15 protein-coding genes are annotated in these 17,807 nt (G+C 59.9%); 9 read left to right on the top strand and 6 right to left on the bottom strand.

Features of this window, described 5'->3' with window-relative positions; all coding sequences use genetic code 11:
* The first annotated feature begins 82 nt into the window (after positions 1-82).
* Positions 83-472: a YidH family protein gene (locus DCC27_RS06995; protein ID WP_110099405.1), complete on the top strand. Its 390-nt coding sequence runs from the start codon at positions 83-85 to the stop codon at positions 470-472.
* A 4-nt stretch (positions 473-476) separates the two neighbouring features.
* Positions 477-803: a DUF202 domain-containing protein gene (locus DCC27_RS06990; RefSeq protein ID WP_110099450.1), complete on the top strand. Its 327-nt coding sequence runs from the start codon at positions 477-479 to the stop codon at positions 801-803.
* On the opposite strand, the gene DCC27_RS06985 is transcribed toward DCC27_RS06990, so the two are convergent.
* Positions 800-1,339: a pyridoxamine 5'-phosphate oxidase family protein gene (locus DCC27_RS06985; RefSeq protein WP_246840062.1), complete on the bottom strand. Its 540-nt coding sequence runs from the start codon at positions 1,337-1,339 to the stop codon at positions 800-802. The two genes, DCC27_RS06990 and DCC27_RS06985, sit on opposite strands and share 4 nt — an antisense overlap.
* Before the next feature lie 72 nt (positions 1,340-1,411).
* On the bottom strand, positions 1,412-2,332 hold the full coding sequence (locus DCC27_RS06980; RefSeq protein WP_168186096.1) for an inositol monophosphatase: 921 nt from the start codon (positions 2,330-2,332) through the stop codon (positions 1,412-1,414).
* Positions 2,333-2,577: 245 nt separating this feature from the next.
* On the opposite strand from DCC27_RS06980, the gene DCC27_RS06975 reads away from it, so the two are divergent.
* Positions 2,578-3,720 carry an App1 family protein gene (locus tag DCC27_RS06975; RefSeq protein ID WP_246840061.1) on the top strand — a complete coding sequence of 381 codons (1,143 nt, stop codon included), beginning with the start codon at positions 2,578-2,580 and terminating at the stop codon, positions 3,718-3,720.
* Between the two features lie 50 nt (positions 3,721-3,770).
* Positions 3,771-4,253 (top strand): thioesterase family protein, encoded by a 483-nt coding sequence (locus tag DCC27_RS06970; RefSeq protein ID WP_110110810.1) that lies wholly within the window; start codon positions 3,771-3,773, stop codon positions 4,251-4,253.
* Between the two features lie 70 nt (positions 4,254-4,323).
* On the opposite strand, the gene gdhA is transcribed toward DCC27_RS06970, so the two are convergent.
* Positions 4,324-5,664, bottom strand: a complete 1,341-nt coding sequence (gene gdhA / locus DCC27_RS06965; RefSeq protein ID WP_110110802.1) for an NADP-specific glutamate dehydrogenase — start codon at positions 5,662-5,664, stop codon at positions 4,324-4,326.
* Positions 5,665-5,913: 249 nt separating this feature from the next.
* Between gdhA and DCC27_RS06960 the strand changes: the two genes are divergently transcribed.
* Positions 5,914-7,260, top strand: a complete 1,347-nt coding sequence (locus tag DCC27_RS06960; RefSeq protein ID WP_148707519.1) for a DUF6350 family protein — start codon at positions 5,914-5,916, stop codon at positions 7,258-7,260.
* A 6-nt stretch (positions 7,261-7,266) separates the two neighbouring features.
* On the opposite strand, the gene DCC27_RS06955 is transcribed toward DCC27_RS06960, so the two are convergent.
* The gene (locus tag DCC27_RS06955) at positions 7,267-7,671 is read right to left on the bottom strand and encodes a hypothetical protein (RefSeq protein WP_110099400.1); all 405 of its coding nucleotides are present in this window, start codon (positions 7,669-7,671) and stop codon (positions 7,267-7,269) included.
* Positions 7,672-7,831: 160 nt separating this feature from the next.
* Here DCC27_RS06955 and purN point away from each other — a divergent pair, with 160 nt between their 5' ends.
* The 4 genes from purN (at position 7,832) to DCC27_RS06935 (ending at position 14,377) form a co-directional block, all read left to right on the top strand.
* Entirely contained in the window at positions 7,832-8,506 is a 675-nt protein-coding gene (gene purN / locus DCC27_RS06950) for a phosphoribosylglycinamide formyltransferase (protein ID WP_110110803.1), read from the top strand.
* Between the two features lie 52 nt (positions 8,507-8,558).
* Positions 8,559-10,280, top strand: coding sequence for a bifunctional phosphoribosylaminoimidazolecarboxamide formyltransferase/IMP cyclohydrolase (gene purH, locus DCC27_RS06945; RefSeq protein WP_110099398.1), 1,722 nt, complete (start codon positions 8,559-8,561; stop codon positions 10,278-10,280).
* A 325-nt stretch (positions 10,281-10,605) separates the two neighbouring features.
* Positions 10,606-11,979: a magnesium transporter gene (mgtE, locus tag DCC27_RS06940; protein ID WP_110099447.1), complete on the top strand. Its 1,374-nt coding sequence runs from the start codon at positions 10,606-10,608 to the stop codon at positions 11,977-11,979.
* 172 nt (positions 11,980-12,151) lie between these two features.
* The gene (locus DCC27_RS06935) at positions 12,152-14,377 is read left to right on the top strand and encodes an NADP-dependent isocitrate dehydrogenase (protein WP_110110811.1); all 2,226 of its coding nucleotides are present in this window, start codon (positions 12,152-12,154) and stop codon (positions 14,375-14,377) included.
* 99 nt (positions 14,378-14,476) lie between these two features.
* Here the strand turns inward: DCC27_RS06935 and glsA are convergent, their stop codons facing one another.
* Both glsA and DCC27_RS06925 read right to left on the bottom strand, forming a co-directional pair.
* A complete protein-coding gene (gene glsA, locus DCC27_RS06930) occupies positions 14,477-16,423 on the bottom strand; it encodes a glutaminase A (RefSeq protein WP_110101375.1) in 1,947 nt (648 codons plus the stop codon).
* A 97-nt stretch (positions 16,424-16,520) separates the two neighbouring features.
* A complete protein-coding gene (locus tag DCC27_RS06925; protein ID WP_110110804.1) occupies positions 16,521-17,513 on the bottom strand; it encodes an NAD(P)-dependent oxidoreductase in 993 nt (330 codons plus the stop codon).
* Positions 17,514-17,807: the final 294 nt, after the last annotated feature.

The raw sequence follows: 17,807 nt of genomic DNA, 5'->3' as shown, positions 1-17,807 counted from the left end.
ATTCGTGTACGAGTGTGCAGCTTCGGCTTGTAACCTGGTCAAGTCTACTGAAAGCGGGCACGCCCAGAGTACTGTGAGAGGTATGGGCACTGATCCACACGATTCATCGAAAGCGTCATCGTTGCGTACGAAACTCCTCGCCGAGGGGGAGGAACCAGATGCCCGCTTTTCATTGGCCAACGAACGCACCTTCTTAGCCTGGATCAGAACCGCGTTGGCACTGCTCGCAGCGGGGATCGGGATTGAAGCCTTTACCACGCACGTGTTTGAAACGCCAATTCGTCAGATCCTGGCCTCGATCCTGCTGGTATTGGGAGCCTTCATGGCCATTTCAGCGGCGATTCGGTGGGTGCGCGTCGAGCGGTCCATGCGCACCGGACGTCCGCTACCGTTGCCACTGTGGGGGCCACTGGTGGCTGTGGTCTGCGCAGTGACGGCGGTGCTGGTGATGCTCGCTGTGGTGACGGGGTAGTGTGATGGCCACCACTTACCGTCTCCACGAAGATCCTGCGTTACAACCGGAACGCACCATCCTGTCCTGGTCCCGCACCATACTGGTACTGTGTGTGGTCTCGAGCCTGTTTCTCCGCTGGTATCCCGACGTCGGGCTGATCTCTCTGGCCCCTGCGGTGGGATGCGTGGTGGCGGGGTTGGTCATCCAGCTAACCCAACGCCACCGTTACGCGCTCCAGTCGCGCGGAATCGTCCGTGGCCAGGTTGAAGCCAACCTCATCGCGGTGGGACTGATGACCGCTTTGGTGGTCGCGGTGGCCGGCTTGGGGCTGATGGCGTTGTGGCTCTAATTGGCTGAACCGTCGTGGCAAGACAACCGAGAGGTATCGGGGTGGCGGGGTGGCTCGGAGGTTTTCAGGTCCGGATCGTAGCGGAACCCACGGTCCTCGTCGCGCTCTGGTTGCCGGCCAAAAATGAAATGGCGACCGGATAATTCCTCGATTGAGATTGAGGCGAAGAAGTCTTTCAGTGTCGGAACCCAGGGAGCAATACCGAGTTGGCGCACGTGTTCAAGCTCCGCTGTATCGGTGACCATCCGCGCGACGCCACGAACCACCACCGACCAGGCCTGCTCGGGGAGAATCCCGTCGGTTTCAAAGGCCACATCGAGTCCGTGTTCGGCGGCTGCTAATTTACTCCCGGGTGCGGTGCGGAAATAGAGCAAGTCACCGTCGCGGACATAATTGATGGGGAAGATCTCGATCTTGGGACCATCGGCAAAGGCGAAACGACCGTGGCGAGTGTTGTCCAGCAACTTCCGGCACTGTTCCTCGGTCAGGGTCAGGACCGGTTCGTTTTCGGGGTGCTCAAACATCAGGTGGTTCATCTCACTATTGTCTCCCATTTAGGTCATGAGGGGAATCGATGACGCGCCGAGGATCCGGTGATGCCCTGCTGATCATCGAGGTAGGTGCAGAATCCGCTCGAAGATCTCGCTGGCCGCAGCCGGGTCTCTGCCCGGTGCGAGCCCGAGGTAACACGGCGCCCTGTGCGCCGGACCGGACTCGGCAGGGGAGAACCAGCCGGGGCGGTAATGGCCACCGGCACACTGCAGAATCAGCTGTGCGGCCGCGATATCCCAGGGTTTGGTGTCCACCCCGATGACAAGGTCGAAAACTCCTTGGGCGGCTAAACACAATTCGAGTGCTCCGGAGACCATTCGGCGTACGGTGGAAAACTGGCAGACCGCCTGTCCAAAAATCTCCAACGCGGTGTGAGGGGTCGGTGGGCTAGCCTGCAGGATCTCGGCTGCCGGAAACGAGGTCACCAGATTGTAGTCCTGGAGCCGTTGCGGGCACGGACGTCGGACGCGGAGTTTGGAGTCGTTCACCCAGGCGGTGCCTGACTCGGTATCGGCAGAGAACTCGAGGCCCATCGCCGGGGCAACGACTACTCCGGCGAGCACCTGGTCGTCGATCACCGCCGCGATGGAGATGGAATAGGTGTCGAGACCGTGGGCCAGGTTTGAGGTCCCGTCAATCGGATCGATGAGCCACACCACGGCATGGTCTGGTCGGGGTTGCAGCGCCGAGGTCCCAATTGGGGAGTGCTCACCGAATTCTTCGCCAAAGATTTGTGAGGTCGGTAACCGCTCGTGCAAAAACTCCCTGAGGTGGATCTCCACAGCACGATCGAGGTCGGTGACCACATCGTGGTGGTTGGTTTTATGGGTAGTTCCCCACCGAACTGTCTCATCGTTAACCTGATGTTTGTTTGGTAGGTCTAAAACTCTCGTGGCAGAGCGTGCAGCCGCGAGTGCCAGTTGGCGCAAGGCTGAGGGTCCAGAGATCGTTGTGCTATGACGGGATGCAGTGGCCACGGTGTGTATCCTAGCCAGTTTTACACCATCCAACGGTTCAGGCAACGGCCACGCCCGTGTGGTCACAGCAGCATTAATAATGGGGGATACTAGAGAGCATGGGAAAAATCTTTCGCCGCGCCAGACGTCAGAGGGCCACATCGACCACATCATCACGGCGGGACACCTCGGCGCTTGCTCAGCGGAAGTTGGTTCAGGGGCGCAACTCTATCCGTGCTGCCGCGCAACACGATCGTCAGGACCCGGTGCCAGAACGCTTGGTGACCTGGGCTTATTACCGGTACCAAGGAATGCGCAAGAAACAAGCTCTCGACCGCGGAGATGTGCCAACTCTGCTACCGTTCATCGGTTACGGTTCCACCAGCTGGGTCCGAGTCTTTGCACGAGTGCTACTCGCCCGTGAGGATGCCTTCGAAGCTGGGCACCGGTTGACTAAAGTCGTTCAAGATGGAGTCCGCGGGTGGCGTAACTTCGTCTCCCCACCGCTGCCGTATGCAGAAGTCCACGTCGATATCGACGGTGTCACCCACACGGTGCGTGCTGATCGTAGTGGCGTGGTGGACACAGTGCTACCGGCCGCGCTCGGCGAGGGATGGCAGTCGATCACCCTTCATGTAGCTGACGGTGACTCCGCTAATGCCGATATTTTCGTGATCTCCGATCAGGCCCGCTCCGGAGTGATGTGCGACGTCGACGACACCGTGGTGGTCACCGCCCTACCACGTCCGTTGTTGGCAGCCTGGAACTCCTTCGTTCTCGACGAACACGCTAGAACGCCCACTCCGGGGATGTCGGTGCTACTCAACCGGATCGTCGAAGCCGAAGCTAAGTCCCCGGTGTTCTATGTCTCTACCGGGGCATGGAACGTCGCCCAAACTCTCACGCGGTTCTTAGCGCGCAACCTCTACCCGTTCGGCCCACTGTTACTGACTAGCTGGGGGCCCACCGAACACCGCTGGTTCCGCTCCGGTGTGGAGCATAAGGTTACGGCGTTGCGCAGACTGGCCGAGGACTTCCCGCATATTACGTGGATTTTGATCGGTGACGATGGGCAGCACGACCCCGAAATCTATGCCGATTTCGCCCGAGACTATCCGCACCAGGTACGCGCGATTGCGATCCGTCAGCTGACGCCTTCTGAAGCGCTCTTGGCTGGCGGTCGGGCTGAAGAAACCCGTTACTCGACGCCGGGCATCCCGTGGGTATACGGCCCTGATGGGGCCACATTGGAATTGCAACTAGAGCGTTTAGGTATCCTGGATCCCCAGTCCGAAACTGCCTCGCCGTTGGCCTGGCCGGCATCTATTCAGCAAAATGAGTCCAAGGCTGTCGCTGAGCTACAACAAGACTATCCGCGATTTACCCAAGATATTCCGAGGGAAGACTAATGAGCCAGTGGCGGGATAGGTCAGCAGACACATTCGAGGAGGCCACCACCATGAGTCCGGTATCAACCAACAGCTCCCACGGTGTCAGTACCACCGTGCAGATCCACCTGCGCTGGGGCGATATGGACGCCTATGGGCACGTCAATAACGTCCAAATCGTGCGTCTGATGGAAGAAGCCCGCGTGCTGGCTTTCGGGACTCCCTCGGGCACTGGAGCTCCCGAATCCGAAGACCAGCCGGAGGTGGCGGCCCCGATTGACTTGATTAGTTCCGTCCCCGAAGGCGTGCTGACCCTGATTTCCGAGCACACCGTGAGATATCGGCGACAACTGCCCTACCGGCGCCAACCGGTCCCGGTCCGTCTGCAAATCACGAAGGTGAAGGCCGCCGCGATCGAGGTTGGCTATGAATTCATCGACCCGGTGACTGCCGAGGTGGCAGTGACCGCCAGCTCCACTATGGTCTTCGTTGATGCCGAGTCGGGACGACCAGTGCGGCTCAATGATGAGCAGAAAGCGCGGTTGCACGGTTAGCGCGCCGGTGCCTCTGGGACGCCGAGACGGTGGTACCGGTCACGACCGGAGGGTGGTGGGCTTGCCGAGTTTAAACAACACCTTGGGCCAGCATCGCGTCGGCGACCTTGGTGAAGCCGGCGATATTAGCGCCCATCACATAGTCACCGGGGACGCCGAAATCCTCGGCAGTAGCCACACAACGATCGTGAATATCTGTCATGATCTGCTCGAGACGGTCGTGAGTGTAGCTGAAGCTCCAGCTGTCGCGCACCGCGTTCTGTTGCATTTCCAAAGCGGAAGTAGCCACACCGCCGGCATTGGCAGCCTTTCCCGGCCCGAACAATACTCCGGCTTCTTTGAAAGCTACGGTCGCGTCGTGAGTACATGGCATATTTGCCCCCTCAGCCAGAGCCACCACGCCGTTTTTAATCAGGGTCTTGGCATTCTCTTCGGTTAGCTCATTCTGGGTAGCGCACGGTAGAGCGACGGTGACCGGAACATCCCACACCGAGCCAGAGGATTGATAGGTGGCCTTTCCACCGCGGCGGTCGGCGTAGTCTGAAATCCGGCCACGCTCAACTTCCTTGATCTGGCGCAACAGATCCAGGTCAATGCCGTCAGGGTCATGAACGTAGCCGGAAGAATCCGAGGCAGTCACCACGGTGGCTCCCAACTGGGTGGCCTTCTGGATGGCGTAAATGGCCACGTTGCCCGAACCGGAAACCGCAACGGTTTGGCCATCCATGGACTGGTTCTTGGTGTGCAACATCGAATCGGTGAACATCACCGCGCCGTACCCGGTAGCCTCGGTACGGGCCAAAGAACCACCCCAGGAGATGCCCTTACCGGTCAACGTGCCGGCCTCCCACTTATTGGTGATGCGCTTGTATTGGCCGAACAGATAGCCGATCTCACGGCCACCGACACCGATGTCTCCGGCAGGAACGTCGGTGTACTCACCGATGTGTCGGTACAGCTCGGTCATGAACGATTGGCAGAAGCGCATGATTTCATCCTCGCTACGTCCGGCCGGATTGAAGTCAGATCCGCCCTTACCGCCGCCGATCGGCATACCGGTCAATGCGTTCTTGAAGATTTGCTCAAAGCCGAGGAATTTCACGATTCCTAGATACAGCGAGGGGTGGAAACGCAGACCGCCTTTATAAGGGCCGAGTGCGGAGTTGAATTCCACCCGAAAGCCACGGTTGATGTGGACGTTGCCTTCATCGTCGAGCCACGGTACCCGGAAAATAATCTGGCGCTCAGGCTCACACATCCGCTGCAAAATGGATTGTTCGGCGTATTCGGGATGGCGCTTCATGACCGGGGACAGCGTCTCGAAGATCTCGGTGACCGCCTGGTGGAATTCCGATTCGCCGGGATTGCGACGGAGAACTTCTTCGTGGACTTTCTCTAATGCTGCATCCATATCAGGCAACCTCTTTTATCTTTGGAGTCATAGATCATTCGGTGAGGCTGCCTCCGAAAGTAGGGTACGGCTGCACCCTCTCGGGGAGACAGCCGTTGTCTACCACGTATCACCATAACACCTTGAGGCGACAAAGGAAAATACCAGTTGCCATTATCTCGCAACATTTACCTTCAGCGGGTTCGGAAGTCTTTCGCTCCGAGACAGTAAATCCCCAGATCGAGCGTCGATAATGGCACCATAGGGAATGTGCCAGACAAAACTTCCCCCCAGCCTTCCCGTGGGGTTCGTCCCCTGCCGATGCCGTTGTGGCTTCAAGGCGTGATCGAATCCTGTGCTGCAGCTCTGATGGGTATTGCCGGGCTTGCCGTGCTCCTGATTGGGATGTGGCTCTTTGGAGCCTGGGCCAATATGGATCTACTGGCGGTGGGACAGCTTGCCGGCGTGTTGTGGCTGGCCGGTCAAGGAACCCCGGTAGCACTGACGGTTCCCCAACCTGGGACCGAAGAGATCATGTCGGGAACTCTGTGGTTCCTCCCCCTGGGCCTGACCGCGATCCTGCTGTATCTCACCACGCGCGTCGGGCACCGACTGGCTCGAGCCAGCGAGGCTCGCAAACTCTGGCAGGCACTGATCCCCGCGGTACTGGCCTACGGGCTGTTCGCTTTTGGGCTTTCCTCACTGATTTCTGTTGAGCGCATCCACGTTCCCCCGGCGGGCGTGCTGGCACCCCTTGGGATCTTTGGACTCGGTATTGTGCTCGGGTTGCGCCGACGCTACGGTAGCTGGCGTTTTCTGGGTACCGAGGCGATCGGCACCTGGATGAGTGCCCGTTCCCAGCAGGTGCGCTGGATGTTGAGCTTCCTGGCCTCGATGGTCAAAGCTGCCACCGTGGGAATCCTGGCCGCAGTGGCCAGCGCGGCAGTACTGACCGTCGTGCTCATCGGAGTGCAGTGGGCGCCGATTACCGAGGTCTATCAACGTTTAGGTACCGGAATATGGGGTGGCCTGGCGCTGACCCTGTTGCAGGCGGCGCTGTTACCGAACCTGGTGCTGTGGGTGTTGTCGTGGATGACCGGTATTGGATTCAGCTTGGGCACCGGCTCACTGATCGCCCCAGCCGGAACGATTCTGGGCCCTCAACCGGCGATACCGTTACTGGCTGCCATTCCACCGGAGTCTTCCTTGGCCGATACGTGGTGGGTGCTGTTGATCCCGGTGGCCTGCGGCATCGTCGCCGGTGTGTGGCTCTTCCGTGACGGGGAAAATCACGTAGAAGATTGGATCACTCAACGGGTTGGCCACCCCATCGTCGCGCCCGCGCTGGCCACCCTGACGACTGGGGTCATCTTGGCTGCGATCGTTGCGGTGGTCATGATGTTGGTATGGTGGCTGTCCTCAGGGTCCTGGGGCTTCGGCAAATTTGACGAGGTCGGCCCCACCGCATGGCTCAGCGGGTTGACCCTGGGCGGCGAAGTTGGGGTCGGGGCCATGCTGGGCTATGTGCTGGCTCCGCTGGTTGACGCTCCGCTGTACTCCAGTACGAAGGACCAGACCCAGCCAACGGTCACGTCAGGATCGGCTGACCCCGACTGAGTGCTACTACTCAGTCAGTCTGAGCTGATGGAGGACATCGGAGTATTGCTGATCGCACTCACTGACCGCAGTGTGGGTGATCGCCGAGTGCAAGCATTGTTCATAGTCCTGGGTGGGGGCCCACAAGATCATCTGCGCAACCGCAATGGCGGTAAACAGGACACAACCCAGTGCTCCGGCAGTGCCTGCTAACCAGGTCAGCATGGTGGTTTTGACCTGAGTGGCACCTCGGAATAACACGACCGCAACCACGACACCAGCAATCCCAAAGATCGGGGTGACGACTTTATACGGCAGAGGTAACGCCGACCCGGCGTAGGTGGCGATCAACGCGGCCAACAACCAGAGCACCAGCTGACTCAGCGATCCGGTGCGAGAACTGGTCGATGAGGCCGAGGTCTTATTCGACACGATCGTGGTGGTCCTCTATTCCGTCGTTGGGGTGATGTCCAGAACACCATCCTAGCCAGAGGTAGCCACTCTTTGCGTCGGGCCTCGCGTTAGAGTTAAGGCCGGTCATGATCGTCTGGCTCGCATCCAGCTCACCTCTGGCGGAAGGATCCCCCATACTATGCGCGTTGTTGTATTGCTATCTGGCTCCGGTTCCAATTTTCAGGCGGTGCTCGACGCGGTTCAGGCCGGGCGCCTGGCGATCGAGATCGTTGCGGTGGGGTCTGATACCGCCGAGGCCTATGGTCTGCGTCGTGCCGACGCAGCCGAGCTGGAGACCTTCGTGGTGGACTGGGCCAATTATCACAGCCGCACCGAGTGGACGAAGGCGCTACTGACTGTGGTGGATAGCTATGCACCCGATCTGGTTGTCTCTTCTGGTCTGATGCGGGTGGTCGGTGAAGAATTTGTCCGGGCCTACCACGGTCGATTTATCAACACTCATCCGGCGTTACTACCGAGTTTTCCCGGAGCCCACGCGGTCCGGGACGCTCTACAGGCCGGGGTCACCACCACCGGTGCCACCGTGCACCTGGTGGATGCCGGGGTGGACACCGGCCCGATCATTGCTCAGACCGAGGTCGAGGTCACCGCAGATGATGACCAGGACAGTCTGCACGAACGCATCAAAGTCGTCGAACGAGACATGCTGATTGACACCCTGGCCGCCGTGGCTGCGGGGCATACGGCGCTGGAACTGGCCGAACAATTTGCCCAGAAGCGACGGGGCCGCGCCGGTGCGGACGCTGCTGAGGCATCAAAGAGCACTCGAGTCCAGACTAGACTTGAACTGTGAATGGAGCGCTGGCCCGTTCACGCCCAATGTATTTTCGAGTGACCGCGAACCGATGGTAGGAGTAGCTGGCGTGGCAGAATCCACAGATAAAATCCCGTTCAAACGTGCACTGATTTCGGTTTACGACAAAACCGGTCTTCAGGATCTAGCTCGCGGTCTAGCTGATGCCGGTGTGCAGATTGTCTCGACCGGGTCGACTGCCAAAACCATTGCGTCCACTGGGGTGGATGTTACCGAGGTCGCAGATATTACCGGGTTCCCCGAAGTGCTTGACGGGCGGGTGAAAACTCTGCACCCGCGCATTCACGCCGGCATTCTGGCTGATCGCCGCCTGGAATCGCACCGGGCCCAGCTGGACGAACACCACATCGAACCTTTTGACCTGGTCATCGTCAACCTCTATCCCTTCGTCGAAACCGTTGCTTCTGGCGCGGGGGAAGACGACGTGATTGAAAAGATCGACATCGGTGGGCCCTCCATGGTTCGGGCGGCAGCGAAGAACCACCCCTCTATCGCGGTGGTCGTCGACCCGCGCTCCTATCAGGATGTTGTCACCGCAGCCCAGCAGGGTGGTTTCGACTTGGCCACTCGCAAGCGACTGGCCTCGTTGGCTTTTGCGCATACTGCCGCTTACGACAACGCGGTGGCGGCTTGGACTGCCGCGCAATTCGGTGAAGCTCCCGAGCAGGAATCCACGGTCAGCCAGCTTCCGCCCTACGTTGGGGTATCGCTGAGCCGTGCCGAATCGTTGCGCTATGGTGAGAATCCCCACCAGCCCGCTGCCCTGTATGTCGAGGATGGGGCGAGTACCGGTATCGCCCAAGCGCAGCTGCTGCATGGCAAGCCGATGAGCTACAACAACTATGTGGATGCCGACGCCGCGGTGCGCGCCGCGTTCGACTTCAGCGATCCGGCCGTGGCCATCATTAAGCACGCCAACCCCTGCGGTCTGGCCGTCGGGGATGCACATGCCACCGACCCGATCGCTGATGCTCACGCTAAAGCTCACGCCACGGACCCGGTTTCTGCTTTCGGGGGAGTGATCGCGGCGAACCGTGAGATCACCGCGACGTTCGCCACCCAGGTCAAGGACATTTTTACCGAAGTGATGGTGGCCCCCAGTTTCTCGGCCGAGGCGGTTGAGATCCTCTCGGCGAAGAAGAACCTGCGGCTGCTCGAATTGCCCGCAGGCTTTCACCGCGACTGCGTGGAGTATAAGCAGGTCTCCGGGGGCATGTTGTTACAGGTCGCCGACACCTTCCAGTCTCAGGGCGACAACCCTGCCGACTGGGAACTGGTTTCGGGCGAGCCCGCCGATGAAACCACCCTGGCAGATCTGGCTTTTGCTTGGAAAGCCGTGCGCGCGGCTAAATCCAACGCCATTTTGTTGGCCCATCAGCAGGCAGCCGTGGGTATCGGGATGGGCCAGGTTAACCGCCTGGACTCCTGCCGGTTAGCCATCGAACGTGCCAACACCCTCGGTATGGCAACCACCGGTGCTCAACAGACCGGCACCAACGATCAGGTGAGATCGGTCGGAGGCGCTAGCAACCCGACCTCGACCGAGCAGGCCCCGGTGCGCGCTCGCGGTTCGGTAGCAGCCTCGGATGCGTTCTTTCCCTTCCCCGACGGGCTCCAAATCCTCATCGATGCTGGGGTGCGTGCCGTGGTGCAACCCGGTGGCTCCATCCGAGACGAGGACGTTATCGCCACAGCGCGCCAGGCGGGGATCACGATGTACCTGACGCATTCCCGACACTTCTACCACGGCTAAGCACGGCTGTAATCATTCAGGTGGTGCCAACTGACCGCAGGCTGGCAAAGTTTGAAGTTGGTCTCTGCGGTCGGCTAGTGTTAGTGACCGTTCAGCCAGCGCCTGAGCGACACAGCCTCATCACTCAGCTCTTTCAGATAATCCCGCGTAGCCACCGGCGTCTCCGGGGTCACCGTGACTCCTTCACGGTGTTGACCGACGTTGAGCTCAGGTGTTGCTGTGTCCCCACGGTGCCGGCGCGTTTGCAACGACTCCACCCTGGGCCGCACTCCCGGTCCGGACGGTGGCCGGTCGTGGCCTGATCTGGGGAACTGGAGGCGGGATCATGTCGAAACAGCAGACCACGATCTACGACGTGGAGGCACTGGAAGAGTCCATCCAAGACCACCTCAAAGAAGATCGGCTGGCTGAAGCCACCGTCGAGCTACGACGGTTACGCCCCTCTGATCTGGAGCGGTTCCTGGACCGGACCTCTCGCACGATGTTGCCGGTGGCCTTCCGCCTGCTGGATAAAGACGCGGCCGTGACCGTGTTTGAGACCATGGAACCGCAGTTGCAGTCGGATCTCATTGACGGGTTGCAAACCAGCCGGGTGCAGGAAATTTTCGGCGAACTGGAATCGACCTCCCAGGCTCGGCTACTCGATGAGGTGCCCGCCGAGGTTGCCCAACGGTTGCTGTCCGGACTCTCGGCTGCCGATCGTAATCAAGCCGGGCGCGTGCTCGGGTACCCCGAAGACGCGGTGGGTCGACGCCTGACCCCCATCACGGTCGAGCTCAGTGCCCACATGACTGCCACCGAAGCCCTGCAAGCTGTGCGAGCCGCTGACGTCGATGCCGACGATGAAAATGAGCTCGCCACCCTGCCGGTCGCCTCCTCCACGCACAAGGTCCTGGGCTTGGTCGACCTGACCCGCCTCGTGCGGGCTGAGCCGGATACCTTGGTCCGCGACATCATGCACGACACCGATACGGTCAATGCGACCGAAGAAGCCGAAGTGGCCGCGCGGATGGCTGTGCACCACCGAGTGCAAGCGGTGCCTGTGGTCGACGACGCCGAACGGCTCATCGGTATGCTGCTGGTTGATGATGCCCAGCGTATTCTGGAAGAAGAAGAGTCCGAAGATACCTATCGTTCCGGTGGTGCCGAACCTCTGGGCCAGCCGTATCTGACCACTTCGATCATGCAATTGGTCAAGTCCCGCATCGTCTGGCTGCTGGTGCTGGCGATCGGGGCAACACTGACCGTGCAGGTATTGCAGGTCTTTGAAGAGATGCTTGCGGTCATGGTGGTGCTGACCTTGTTCATTCCGTTGCTGACCGGTACCGGTGGAAATACCGGTAACCAGGCGGCCACCACCGTTACCCGTGCCATCGCCCTGGGCCAAGTGACGCCGCGAGACGTCTGGCGGGTCATCGGTCGGGAAGCACTGGTGGGTTGCACCCTGGGCGCCTGTTTAGGTGTCCTCGGGTTTGTGATTACCGGACTGATCTTCGGGTGGGATATTGGCACAGTGATCGGACTGACACTGCTGGCGATCTGCACGGTGGCTGCTACGGTGGGCTCGATGATGCCGCTCATCGCGTCCAAGATCGGTGTGGACCCGGCGGTGTTCTCCAACCCATTTATCTCCACGGTGGTGGACGCTCTGGGGCTGATCATCTACTTTATGGTCGCCCAGTCCGTTCTGGGGCTCTAAGCTCTGCGCCAGATCTGCCGGCAACTGCCTTTACCTATCGACCCATGACTCCGGTAGATTAAGAAAGAACCTGTGTTGGTCGACGGTGTTCGCACCGTTGGTCGGTGTGCTTTAGGGCGCACCCATGAGAAATCCGAGACGGATGAGCATCCACGAGGAGATTGGTACACCCATGTCCAAGATTATCTATACTCACACCGATGAGGCCCCCATGCTCGCCACAGCATCGCTGTTGCCGATCGTGAGGGCTTTTGCGTCCACCGCCGGTGTTGAGCTGGAGACGCGCGATATCTCCCTGGCCGGACGTGTGCTGGCTGCTTTCAACGACGTCCTGCCCGAACAGCAGCGCACCAATGATGCGTTGGGCGAACTGGGTGAATTGGTCAAAGAACCCGAAGCAAACGTCATCAAGCTTCCTAATATCTCCGCCTCCGTCCCGCAGCTGGTGGCCACCATCAAAGAACTGCAACAAGCCGGCTACGAGTTGCCGGACTACCCTGACGAGCCTGCCACCGAGGAACAGAAGGATGCTCGGGCCCGCTATGACTCGGTCAAAGGGTCGGCGGTTAACCCGGTGCTGCGCGAAGGAAATTCGGACCGTCGCGCCCCGCGGGCGGTCAAAAACTTCGCCAAGAAGCACCCGCATTCCATGGGGGAGTGGTCTGCGGACTCCCAGACCAACGTCGCCACCATGCACGACCATGACTTCGTCTCCAATGAGCAATCGGTGACCATGGATTCCGACGATGTGCTCACCATTCGGCATACCGACGCTGACGGCAATGTCACCATCCTGAAAGACGAGCTCAAAGTCCTCAAGGGCGAGATCGTGGATGCCACCTTCATGTCGGCCCGTGCCCTGGATGACTTTTTGGCAGATCAGGTTGCCAAAGCCAAAGAGCAGGGCGTGCTGTTCTCCGCTCACCTGAAAGCCACCATGATGAAGGTCTCCGACCCGGTGATCTTCTCCCACGTGGTTAAGGCCTACTTCCCGGAGTTGTTTGAAAAATATGGTGACCAGCTGGCCGCTGCCGGGCTATCGGCCACCAACGGGCTGGCTTCGATCGAAAACGGTTTGGACCAGCTGGACGACCAGACCGCTGAAGGCATCAAACAGGCGATTGCTGATGGCTACGCCAACGGCCCGGATTTGGCCATGGTCAATTCGCATAAGGGCATCACCAATCTCCACGTTCCCTCGGATGTGATCATCGATGCCTCCATGCCGGCGATGATTCGCACCGGCGGCCAGATGTGGAATAAAAACGATGAAACCCAGGACACCTTGGCTGTGATCCCGGATTCCTCCTATGCTGGCGTTTACCAGACCGTGATTGACGACTGCCGTGCCAACGGCGCCTACGATCCGACCACCATGGGCACCGTGCCCAATGTGGGGCTGATGGCACAGAAGGCTGAAGAGTACGGTTCTCACGACAAGACCTTTATCCAGGACAAGGCCGGCATCGTGGAGATCATCAACTCGGACGGGGATGTATTAACAAGCCACCAGGTGGAAGCACATGACATCTGGCGGGCCTGCCAGACCAAGGACATCCCGGTGCGCAACTGGGTTAAGCTTGCAGTCACCCGCGCCCGGGCCTCGAAGACTCCGGCGGTCTTCTGGTTGGACGCTGAGCGCGCTCACGATGCACAGCTGATTGCCAAAGTCAAAGAGTACCTACCCGAAAATGACACCGACGGACTGGATTTGCGCATCCTGGCACCCGAAGAGGCCACGCGGTTCACCCTGGAGCGGATCCGTGCCGGTGAAGATACCATTTCGGTAACCGGTAACGTGCTACGCGACTACCTCACCGACCTGTTTCCCATCCTGGAGCTGGGTACCTCGGCGAAGATGCTCTCGATTGTTCCACTGATTAATGGTGGCGGGCTCTTCGAGACCGGTGCCGGCGGATCGGCTCCCAAGCACGTCCAACAGTTCGTGGAAGAAAACCACCTGCGCTGGGATTCACTGGGTGAATTCTTGGCCCTGGCCGTCTCCTTCGAACACCTGGCCCAGTCCTTCGACAACTCCCGCGCCCAGGTGCTCGGCGATACTCTGGATGCCGCCACCGGAACCTTCTTGGAAGAAGGGCGTTCCCCGTCCCGTCGAGCCGGGGAGATTGACAACCGTGGCTCCCACTTCTATCTGGCGCTGTACTGGGCTGAAGAACTGGCAGCCCAGACCGATGACCAGCCGCTGGCTGATGCCATGAAGGATGTCGCTTCCAAGCTACGGGCCAAGGAAGACCAGATTATGGAAGAACTCAATAGCGTCCAGGGTGAGCCGGTGGATATCGCCGGGTACTACTACCCCTCGGTGGAGAAGATTTCTGCTGCTATGCGTCCCTCCGAAACGCTCAACAGCATTATCTCCAGCCTCGACCAGCGCTAAAAAATTGACGACCCGGGTCAGAATCGGCCGGTTCCTGCTTTCAAAGCGGGCACCGGCCGATGGTGGGTCGGTGGCCTGGCGCCGAGTACGCTGCCGGCGCTAGTCAGCGAATTCCTCACGAGCGCCGGCCTCACGGGCTGACTGTTCCAGTACCGTGTAGGCCTCACGTGTCAAAGCGGTCCACAGCTTGATCGCCAGGTTCGGATCGGTTTCTTCCACCGATGCGATCATCTGGGCGGTGAGCACCAAACACACCACGTCGTCCACGGCACGAATCGTGGAGACCTGACGCCCGCTACGACCCAGGGCGATCTCTCCGAAAGTGGTACCGGGGGAGAGATAGGTCTGCCGATACCGAGCCCCACCGGAACCGTGGGAGGTGGTTTCTACCCGCCCGGAGCGGATGAAGTAGATGCCGCCGAAAGGCTGGCCTGCACGGCGGATAATCTCCCCGGCTTTGTACTTGCGCCGTTCCATGATCGCAGCCAGCACATCCACGTCGCGATCGTCGAGGAACTCGAATAACGGAGCTGATTCTGGTTCTTCGCTCGAAGCGGGCAGATTGTCCTGTGCGTACCGTTGCGCCAGTCGGTGTTCGGCCCATTCCAGCGCTGCCGCACGGTTCTCGAACAGGCGGAAAGTGCCCTGAACTTCGGCGTTCGAGGATGCGGACCGGGGGCCATCGGAGAGTACCAACTCGCCTTCCGAGGCAGCCTTGGCCTTCTCCCGTGGGTCTTCGACGTCCAGCCCCTCGGTGCTGTTGACGAAGTCCATAATATGATCCACCAGCCGGTCTTCGTGATCGATAATTGCCAGGTCTCGGTTATCTGCATTGAGCTTGGAAGCCAGGGAGGCCAAGACGCGTATCGCGGAACGACCGAACTCATCGATCCCGTTGAGATCGATCATGATGGTCGAGACGTCGTCGTCGAATTCCACGATGCTACGTTGCAATGCTTCGGTTTCGGCAAAGCCCAGATCGCCAGAGATTTCCAAAATCTGGCATCGGTGGCCATAGGCTGAAACCGCCCGGGACAGGTCGGTGGAGCGGATGACACCTGAGAAAGCATCGGCCAGGGAGTAGTGGGCACGCAGGGTAGACCGGCCCAGTGGTGGGGCATCGGCGTAGTGCAGGCCCAGATCACTGGTGATCCGTGCAATGGCGGCGGCCCCGCGCACTGAGGTGCCGTGTTCGTCCAGTGGGGGAGAGAACACCCCGATGCCCAGCTGTCCGGGAAGCACCACCATGATGCCTCCATCAACCCCGGACTTTGCTGGCAGTCCCACGTCAATGGCCCAGTTACCGGCCGAATCGTACATACCGCACGTGTTCATGACCGACACCACCTGACGTACTGTTTCAGGCGTGAAGACCTGACGGCCGGTGACCGGGTTTTCACCGCGTCGTGCCAGGGTAGCGGCCATCATGGACAGCTCAGCACTGGTGAGTCCGACTGCACATTGCCGGAAATAGTCGTCCACGATGGGTTCGGGGTCTGATTCGATGATGTCGAAGGAACGTAGTAACCAGGCCAGTGCCCGGTTACGGTGGCCATGCTTATTCTCCGCCCGATAAATCTGCTCCATGATCTTCAGTTCCCGGTCGCATCCGGCTGAGGCTTCCTCGAACGCGTGCATGAGACGTCCGATGCGATTACGACCACCGCGACCTTTAATCAGCCCGACGGTGGCGATCGCCCCGGCATTAATCATGGGATTATCTGGGCGTCCCGTCCCGGACTGCAGAGAGATTTCGTTGAACGAGTCCCCGGAGGGTTCCACATCGACCTTTTCCCCGACTTTCTGGGGGCCCAAATCGTCCAGGGCCAGCGCGTAGGCAAAGACCTTGGCGATGGACTGGATGGCGAAGCGCTGATCCACATCGCCGGCCGAGTACTGTTGGCCGTTGACCGTGGTCAGCGTGATGCTGAGATGGTCTGGATTTGGGTTGGCCACTGATTCGGTTACGGGATTGACCGCGCCGTGGCGCATCGGACGCAAGTCGGTGACGAGCTGCTCCAAATAATCCTGCAGAGGAGAACGCATGATGAGCGACAGACTTCTTTCTCCCGCGCATCACGCGCGGGCCTCGTCGAGTGAATGGGCGAAGATGGGATCGGGGGGGGGGAGACGGTGAGAGAACTTAGTAACCCGCGTCGAGATCGACCCGCCCCTGCAGGTCGGCCTCAGCCAGGTCACGATGGCGTAGAGCTTCGATGAGATTGTGCTGGATCCGCTCGTCCAACAGCGGAATGCACATTTCTGCGGTATCGGCCGAGTGTGGGGTGATGATCACGTTGGGTGTTGACCACAGCGGGTGGCCATCGGGGAGTGGCTCCGGGTCGGTGACATCCAGGCCGGCAGCCGAAATCTCCCCGGTTGTCAGGGCCTTGAGTAGATCGTCGGTGACGACCAGGCTCCCGCGCGCCACATTGACCAGCACCGCTGAGGGCTTCATGACAGCAAACTCTCGGGCCGAGAACATCCCGGCGGTTTGATCTGTGGCAGCAGCTGCCAGGACGACGACGTCAGCGTCGGTGATGGCCTCGTGCAGATGCTGTTGAGTCAAAGTCCGGTAGGCGCCTGGGACCTCGGCTTCGGTCCGGCGCACCACAGTGATCTTCGTATCCCAGGTGGAGAATAACCGCACGAGTTCTCGGCCGATGCCACCACCACCGATAATGGCGATATGGCAACCATCCAAGGTGGTTCCTTTGGGCTGGCCCCAGCTAGTGGCACGAAGGCGTTCGGGCAGGTGGCGCAATAATGCCAAGGTTAGCGCCAAACCATGCTCGGCCACCGGTGGGGCGTAGCTACCGGCCGCCGAGGTGTAGGTGATCTCGGAGGCCTGACGAATCACCGGTAAAAGTGGCTCGATTCCGGCGAAGGGGAATTGGACCCAGCGAAGGTGCGGGTTCTGCTCCAGCGCGGTGCGTAATGTCGTCGGCGAAATGGTTTGGACAATGACCAGTAGCGTCGCAGTGCCCTCGGCCTGCTCGACTCGCGGGATGCCGTGCTCATGGGCCAACTGCTCGGTGACCCGGTGCGCCTGGTCGTACCGGGTACCGCGTCGGTCCTCGTCACTGGGCAAGATCAACAGGCGATCTGTCGTCTGCGCGCTACTGTGCTGTGTCATGGTTCTATCGTTGCATATCAGGCTCCCTGATGTCAGGGACTCTGCGGCAAGCAGAGACCAGATTGCAGGTGTGGTGGCGAGCGCTGACCACGTAGTGGTGGAAGCCGAGGTGGGGATGACCAGAAAAAACTCACCCGCGAGTGTCGATGAGCCCGAGATCTGTATTAGAAGTCGGGACCCTATCCTTCTCTGGTAGAGCTCGGCGAGGTTGCCTTGGCCCACCGCGCCAACGAATCGGAAGCTTTGACTGAACTAATTGCGCTGGTCCGGAGCTTGGTTAAGAGTCACTCATGT

The organism is Auritidibacter sp. NML130574 (assembly GCF_003185725.2).
Classification (GTDB): Bacteria; Actinomycetota; Actinomycetes; order Actinomycetales; family Micrococcaceae; genus Auritidibacter; species Auritidibacter ignavus.
The sequence above is the reverse complement of the archived record's forward strand: the minus strand, read 5'-3'. Positions and strand labels throughout refer to the sequence as shown.

Coding starts and splice junctions, on each gene's coding strand:
- DCC27_RS06995 (WP_110099405.1), top strand. CDS start 83: ATGGGCACTGATCCACACGATTCATCGAAAGCGTCATCGTTGCGTACG.
- DCC27_RS06990 (WP_110099450.1), top strand. CDS start 477: ATGGCCACCACTTACCGTCTCCACGAAGATCCTGCGTTACAACCGGAA.
- DCC27_RS06985 (WP_246840062.1), bottom strand. CDS start 1,339: ATGAACCACCTGATGTTTGAGCACCCCGAAAACGAACCGGTCCTGACC.
- DCC27_RS06970 (WP_110110810.1), top strand. CDS start 3,771: ATGAGTCCGGTATCAACCAACAGCTCCCACGGTGTCAGTACCACCGTG.
- gdhA (WP_110110802.1), bottom strand. CDS start 5,664: ATGGATGCAGCATTAGAGAAAGTCCACGAAGAAGTTCTCCGTCGCAAT.
- purN (WP_110110803.1), top strand. CDS start 7,832: ATGCGCGTTGTTGTATTGCTATCTGGCTCCGGTTCCAATTTTCAGGCG.
- purH (WP_110099398.1), top strand. CDS start 8,559: ATGGTAGGAGTAGCTGGCGTGGCAGAATCCACAGATAAAATCCCGTTC.
- mgtE (WP_110099447.1), top strand. CDS start 10,606: ATGTCGAAACAGCAGACCACGATCTACGACGTGGAGGCACTGGAAGAG.
- DCC27_RS06935 (WP_110110811.1), top strand. CDS start 12,152: ATGTCCAAGATTATCTATACTCACACCGATGAGGCCCCCATGCTCGCC.
- glsA (WP_110101375.1), bottom strand. CDS start 16,423: ATGCGTTCTCCTCTGCAGGATTATTTGGAGCAGCTCGTCACCGACTTG.
- DCC27_RS06925 (WP_110110804.1), bottom strand. CDS start 17,513: ATGACACAGCACAGTAGCGCGCAGACGACAGATCGCCTGTTGATCTTG.